Genomic DNA, 6,079 nt, shown 5'->3' on the forward strand with positions numbered 1-6,079 from the left:
GGCTCCGGGGATGACCAAACACGAAGAAGCCAGCTGTCTCCCAAACCGCCAAGTTCGGGACGTCGGCTGCGTCAGCGGCGCGCGTATCGGTGGGCACGTGGATCTTGTCCTGGTGCTCGTGCTTGCCGCGGGTGTCATCGGCGGGTCGATCGGATTCTGGATGGGGCTATCTCGTGGCGAGGCACTTTCCGCGTCTCAGGCGGGAGAGTTGGCCGATCTTCGAATCAAGACGCGTGAATTGACCAGCCTCCGCTCGGAACTGCTCGGCAGGATCGTCATGCTGGAACGGGACATGGAGGTGGACGGCAGGACCATGGAAGATTTGCGTGCCATTGTGGAGGAAAGCGAGGCCCGTATTCTCCAGTGCAACAAGGACCTCGCGTTCTACAAGCATGTGGTGTCTCCGGGCAAGGTCCAGAACGGACTTGGGGTGATGGACTTCGAGTTGCTGTCCGCCGGGAATGGGGGACAGTTTCACTACAAGGTCATTCTGATGCAGAAGCGCAAGGGTCGAAAGCTGGTGAAGGGAAACCTCAGGATCAGTGTCAGCGGCGAGGTGCGGGGCGTTCCCAAGACGCTATCGCGAAAGGAACTGGGCGAGAAGACGTCTCCCGGTTTTGCCTTCAAGTATTTTCAGGTCGTAGAGGGGGATATTCTCCTGCCCCCGGATTTCCAGCCGAGGGTGCTTACGATCAGTATCGTTCCGAAAACCAAGGGTCTGAAAAAAATCGAGAATACCTATCCCTGGTTGGTTTCCTGATCGGGGAAGGGGGAGCGCTTATTCTTGACTAATTTTCTCGGTTATTTTAAGGTTTTGCATTGATCGCTATTTTCCAGAGGGAATCGCAATGTCACAAACAGCTACAGCTACGACCACGGAGGCGCCATTGATCTTCACGGATGCGGCGGCGGCCAAGGTCAAGGAATTGATCGATGAAGAGGAAAACGAGCAGCTCAAGTTAAGGGTATTCGTCAGTGGTGGCGGGTGTTCAGGCTTCCAGTATGGATTTACCTTCGACGAAACCGTCCAGGATGGGGATACCGAGGTAGAGAAAGGGGGGGTCACGCTGTTGATCGATCCAATGAGTTTTCAGTATCTCGTCGGCGCCGAGATCGATTACACCGACGGCCTCGAGGGCGCGCAGTTTGTTATCCGCAATCCGAATGCCACGACGACCTGTGGCTGCGGGTCGTCGTTCTCTCCCTGATCTGCGGAGGCAATGGGGAACCGGATCTTGCCGGTTTCCCGGGTTTTCGGCAGTTCCCTCCCTCAATCCCTCAGGCCCGGTAGATACCGCCGAGTATTGCCGGGTGCCTGGCCCCCGTCACCGATGTGATATTGCCGGGCTCCCCGGCCAGGGTTCGCATTGCCAGCCAGGCGAACGCCATGGCTTCGACCCAGTCGGGGTCCGTCCCCAGCGCTTCCGTCGTCGAGATTCGATGTCCGGGACAGTGGCTGCGGAGCCGTTCCATCAGATAGGTGTTGTGTGCCCCGCCACCGCATACGTACACCTCCGCCGGGGCCGGTAGCACGTCTGCCAGCGAACGGCCGATCGTGACGGCGGTGAGCTCCAGCAGTGTGGCCTGTACATCCTGCGGTGCAGCCGCCTGTTCTGCGCCTTCCACCACCCTGCCGATCCATTCCTCGCTGAAATATTCTCGTCCCGTGCTTTTTGGCGGGGCCAGGGAGAAATAGGGGTCCGCCAGCATGCGGTCGAGCAGCAGCGGGTCGATCATCCCCGAACGTGCCCAGTCCCCGGCGGAATCGTAGTTGCCACGCCCTTGCCCGCGGACCCATGAATCCATCAGACCGTTTCCGGGCCCGGTATCGAACCCGAGCACCGCTCGACGGGGATCTCGAGGCAATACGGTAACGTTCGCGATGCCGCCGATATTCAGTACCACGCGGTTCATCTCGGGCGATTGGAAGACATGCCGGTGGTAGGCCGGAGCCAGGGGGGCGCCCTGGCCTCCGGCCGCCATGTCCCGCCGTCTGAAGTCGGCGACTGTCGTGATACCCGTGCGCTCCACTATCGTGTTGGGGTCGCCGAGCTGTATCGAATGACGCTCCGGGCCGGTTGGCTGGTGATATACGGTCTGGCCATGGCTGCCAATGGCCGCAATGGAGGAAGCCGCAACGCCCGAGTTTCGAACAAGGGTGTTGGCCGATTCGGCAAACAGCCTGCCAATGGCGACGTCGAGTTCGCCAATTGCCCTGAGGGGCGATGGATTATGACTCAGGTACTGTACGGCCGCGGTGACATCTACGGGCAACGGGTGTGTGTGGGTCGCTACAAGGCGCGGTGTGTCGCCATTGAAGTCGACGAGCACAGCGTCGACCGCGTCCATGCTCGTGCCGGACATAAGACCGATGTAGAACATTGCGCGCCCGGTGTGGATTCGTGACTCGATACCGATGCAGGATGGGATGAAGAGCTGGCTGGCAGGAGACCCTCGAGCTATCCGGACTACCGATTCAAGCTGACCTGTTCGATGTCGAGACGATTATCCAGGAATTCGCCCGTCGATTCAGCCCTATTTGACCGCCATGGCCAGCGCCACGGTAGCACGCCGCTGTTCGTCCAGCGTCCGGTTGAGTTCGGCCGTCTGTTGCACGAAGTTCTCGCTGTCTCGCGCGGGCAGTGGTTGTGCCTGAGGAAACGTCACCGTGAGGGGGTTCCGGTGCTTTCCATTCACCCTGAACTCGTAGTGGAGATGCGGGCCGGTCGCCAGACCGGATTTCCCGATGTAGCCGATTGTCTGCCCCTGCCTGACGTACTTGCCCGGCTTGATGCCGCGGGCATAGCGGGACATATGGGCGTAAAGCGTCGTGTAGCTGGATCCGTGCTTCAGTATGACGGTCCGGCCATAGCCTCCTTTTCTTCCAACGTGAACGACCTTCCCGTCGCCTGTTGCCTTGATTGGTGTCCCCGTGGGAGCGGCGTAGTCGACCCCCTTGTGGGCGCGGATACGATTCAGAACCGGATGTTTCCGGCGCAGGTTGAAGCGTGAGCTGATCCGCGCAATGCTCACTGGAGTCCTGGTGAACTGTTTCTTGAGGCTTCGCCCATCGGGGGAAAAATAGTCCGTCCTGCCATCGGCCGTCGTGAAACGGAAGGCGCGGTGGGATTTCCCCTGGTTGACGAACTCCACCGCGTGGATCTCCCCTTCACCCATCATCTTGCCGTCGCGATAGTATTGTTCGTAGACAACCGTAAAACTGTCTCCCTGCCGGATATCGAGGGCGAAATCCACATCCCATGCGAAGATCGCTACGATTTCCATGATAATGCGGTCCGAGAGTCCGGCCTGCTTGCCTGCGGAGAACAGGGAATCACGGACGATTCCACTGGACGTTTGGGTGCGGGTTTCGAAAGGGCGCTGCTCGATCGAAGAAACCATTTCCTCGCCGGAGCGTTCGACTTTCAGACGGCGGGTATTGTCGATATCGTACTCGAGCCCGTACAGCTTGCCGTCACTGATACTCAGGCGAATTTGCTCGCCGGGCCTGATCCGGGACAGCCTGCCAGCCTCGGGGCCGGCACTAACCACGGTTTGCACCTGGTCAGCTATCCCCTGGCGCTTGAAAATCCTTGCCAGGGAATCTCCGGGATGGACCTCGATCGATAGCCACGTCGTGTCATCAATTCGTACGGAGGAGGGGGCCGGAGTCGGCTGTTCCTGATCCAGGGCAGGTGGCGTGGCGATTGTCGGTTCGGAGGGAATCGCCAGCGCCACTGACGGCCGGGCCGCGTGAATCGCGCTCACTTCAGGCAACGGTTCCGCGCGTCGATCTAGGGAATGGTTCCCCCCCGACGCGAAGGCCAGCGCGGCTACGATCAGCACGCCGACCGCTGCCGCGGTGAGAATCCGGACGAATTTAGAATTATACTTTCTTTTCATATAGTTATGATTTGATTCGGAAACCTAACCCTGATTCTATATTTAACTAGCTGAAATATAGCAAAAATCAAGCAGGGGCGGGACGGGTGTTTCTGGGGTTATCGAGATCGCATACGCTTGCTGGCGTCATTCGATCGCGCTGGCCTGTGGGGCGTGTCTTGTGCCACCCATATCCGAGATGAAGGGAACCTTATGGAATCCGTGGATGAACAACTGAGCATTATTCGACGTGGCACCGAAGAGATCCTGGTAGAGGAGGAACTGGTCGACAAGCTGGGTCGAGGAACCCCGCTCAGGGTAAAGGCGGGATTCGACCCGACGGCACCCGACTTGCACCTGGGCCACACCGTCCTGATCAACAAGCTAAGGCAGTTCCAGGAGCTGGGTCATGAGGTGATTTTCCTGATTGGCGACTTCACCGGCATGATCGGGGATCCGACAGGGAAAAATGTCACTCGAAGGTCGTTGACTCGCGAGGATGTGCGCGCGAATTCAGTGACTTACGAGCATCAGATCTTCAAGATCCTGGATCCGGAGAGAACGACCGTTGTCTTCAACTCCCAGTGGATGGGAGAGATGAGTGCGGTCGACATGATCCACCTGGCGGCGAAATACACCGTTGCGAGAATGCTGGAGCGCGATGATTTCAGCAAGCGGTATGCCGCCGGTCAGCCCATCGCGGTCCATGAATTCTTGTATCCCTTGGTGCAAGGATACGACTCGGTCGCCCTGAAGGCGGATGTCGAACTGGGCGGTACTGACCAGAAATTCAATCTGCTGGTCGGGCGCGAGCTGCAAAGGCATAGCGGCCAGAGGCCGCAAACGATCATCACCATGCCGATACTCGAGGGGCTGGACGGGATCCAGAAGATGTCCAAGTCCTTGAACAATTACGTCGGCATCTCGGAGCCGGCGGATGAAATGTTCGGCAAGCTGATGTCTGTGTCCGACGAGCTGATGTGGCGCTACTTCCTGCTGCTCAGCTTCAAGCCGGAAAAAGAAATCAATGACTTACGCAAGAGTGTACAGGCGGGTGCGAATCCGCGAGATATCAAGTTCAGCCTGGCGGAAGAGATCGTCGCACGCTTTCACTCCCACAGTGACGCGCAGTCGGCAAAGGAGCGGTTCATCGCGAGATTCAGGCGGAGGGCGATGCCGGATGACATGCCAGAGCACAGCCTTCAGGCCCCCGAAGGGGGTATGCCGATCGCCAATCTCTTGAAGACCGCAGGCCTGGTCCCTTCAACGTCTGAAGCCTTCCGGATGATCAAGCAGGGTGCGGTGCGGATCGACGGCGAGAGGGTAGCCGACCGCGACCTCAGGATCGCCTCGGGGCGGACCCATGTCATGCAGGTCGGGAAGCGACGATTCGCCCGAATATCGATCACCTGAAAAAAAACGCCCAAAGCTGTTGACGAACTCAATGCGGGGCTTATAATGCGCGCCTCCTAGCCGGATCGAGTCCACACGCCAGAGAACAAAGGTCAGGCAGGAAACGACGAAGTGTCGTAGAATTATTGTTGACGGCTCCTTTGGCCGACGAGTATAGTTGTTTTCTTCCCACCGAATAAATGTCGGTGAGGCTCGTTAAAAATAAATCAGGTGACTTGTGCGGGTGCTCTCGTTGTGTCTGTGATGCAGAAACAGACGGGACGTAGGGTACCTATCCACTCCTTCGGGGGTGGTTGGGTCAACCTCTTCGTCCGGTAAAGTTATGCGGAGCAATCCGCAGACAACTTTAACTGAAGAGTTTGATCCTGGCTCAGATTGAACGCTGGCGGCATGCTTAACACATGCAAGTCGAACGGTAACAGGCCAGACAATCCCTTCGGGGTGCGTCAGGTGCTGACGAGTGGCGGACGGGTGAGTAACGCGTAGGAATCTGCCCAGTAGTGGGGGACAACCCGGGGAAACTCGGGCTAATACCGCATGCGTCCTAAGGGGCAAAGTTGGGGATCTCTTCGGAGACCTGACGCTATTGGATGAGCCTACGTCCGATTAGCTTGTTGGTGGGGTAACTGCCTACCAAGGCGACGATCGGTAGCTGGTCTGAGAGGACGATCAGCCACACTGGGACTGAGACACGGCCCAGACTCCTACGGGAGGCAGCAGTGGGGAATATTGGACAATGGGCGAAAGCCTGATCCAGCAATGCCGCGTGTGTGAAGAAGGCCTT

General features: G+C 58.2%; 5 protein-coding genes and 1 rRNA gene. 4 read left to right on the forward strand and 2 right to left on the reverse strand.

Annotated elements, in window-relative coordinates:
• The first annotated feature begins 10 nt into the window (after positions 1–10).
• On the forward strand, positions 11–760 hold the full coding sequence (locus LJE91_10350; protein MCG6869094.1) for a hypothetical protein: 750 nt from the start codon (positions 11–13) through the stop codon (positions 758–760).
• Between the two features lie 88 nt (positions 761–848).
• Positions 849–1,208 (forward strand): iron-sulfur cluster insertion protein ErpA, encoded by a 360-nt coding sequence (gene erpA / locus LJE91_10355; GenBank protein MCG6869095.1) that lies wholly within the window; start codon positions 849–851, stop codon positions 1,206–1,208.
• 70 nt (positions 1,209–1,278) lie between these two features.
• Here erpA and LJE91_10360 read toward each other — a convergent pair whose 3' ends face one another.
• Together LJE91_10360 and LJE91_10365 are read right to left on the reverse strand one after the other, a co-directional pair.
• On the reverse strand, positions 1,279–2,382 hold the full coding sequence (locus LJE91_10360; protein MCG6869096.1) for an anhydro-N-acetylmuramic acid kinase: 1,104 nt from the start codon (positions 2,380–2,382) through the stop codon (positions 1,279–1,281).
• Between the two features lie 153 nt (positions 2,383–2,535).
• Positions 2,536–3,903 carry a peptidoglycan DD-metalloendopeptidase family protein gene (locus tag LJE91_10365; GenBank protein MCG6869097.1) on the reverse strand — a complete coding sequence of 456 codons (1,368 nt, stop codon included), beginning with the start codon at positions 3,901–3,903 and terminating at the stop codon, positions 2,536–2,538.
• A 192-nt stretch (positions 3,904–4,095) separates the two neighbouring features.
• Here LJE91_10365 and tyrS point away from each other — a divergent pair, with 192 nt between their 5' ends.
• Both tyrS and LJE91_10375 read left to right on the forward strand, forming a co-directional pair.
• Positions 4,096–5,295, forward strand: a complete 1,200-nt coding sequence (gene tyrS, locus LJE91_10370; protein ID MCG6869098.1) for a tyrosine--tRNA ligase — start codon at positions 4,096–4,098, stop codon at positions 5,293–5,295.
• Between the two features lie 347 nt (positions 5,296–5,642).
• Positions 5,643–6,079: ribosomal RNA gene (locus LJE91_10375) — 16S ribosomal RNA — on the forward strand; the annotation flags it as partial.

This window comes from Gammaproteobacteria bacterium (assembly GCA_022340215.1).
GTDB lineage: Bacteria > Pseudomonadota > Gammaproteobacteria > JAJDOJ01 > JAJDOJ01 > JAJDOJ01.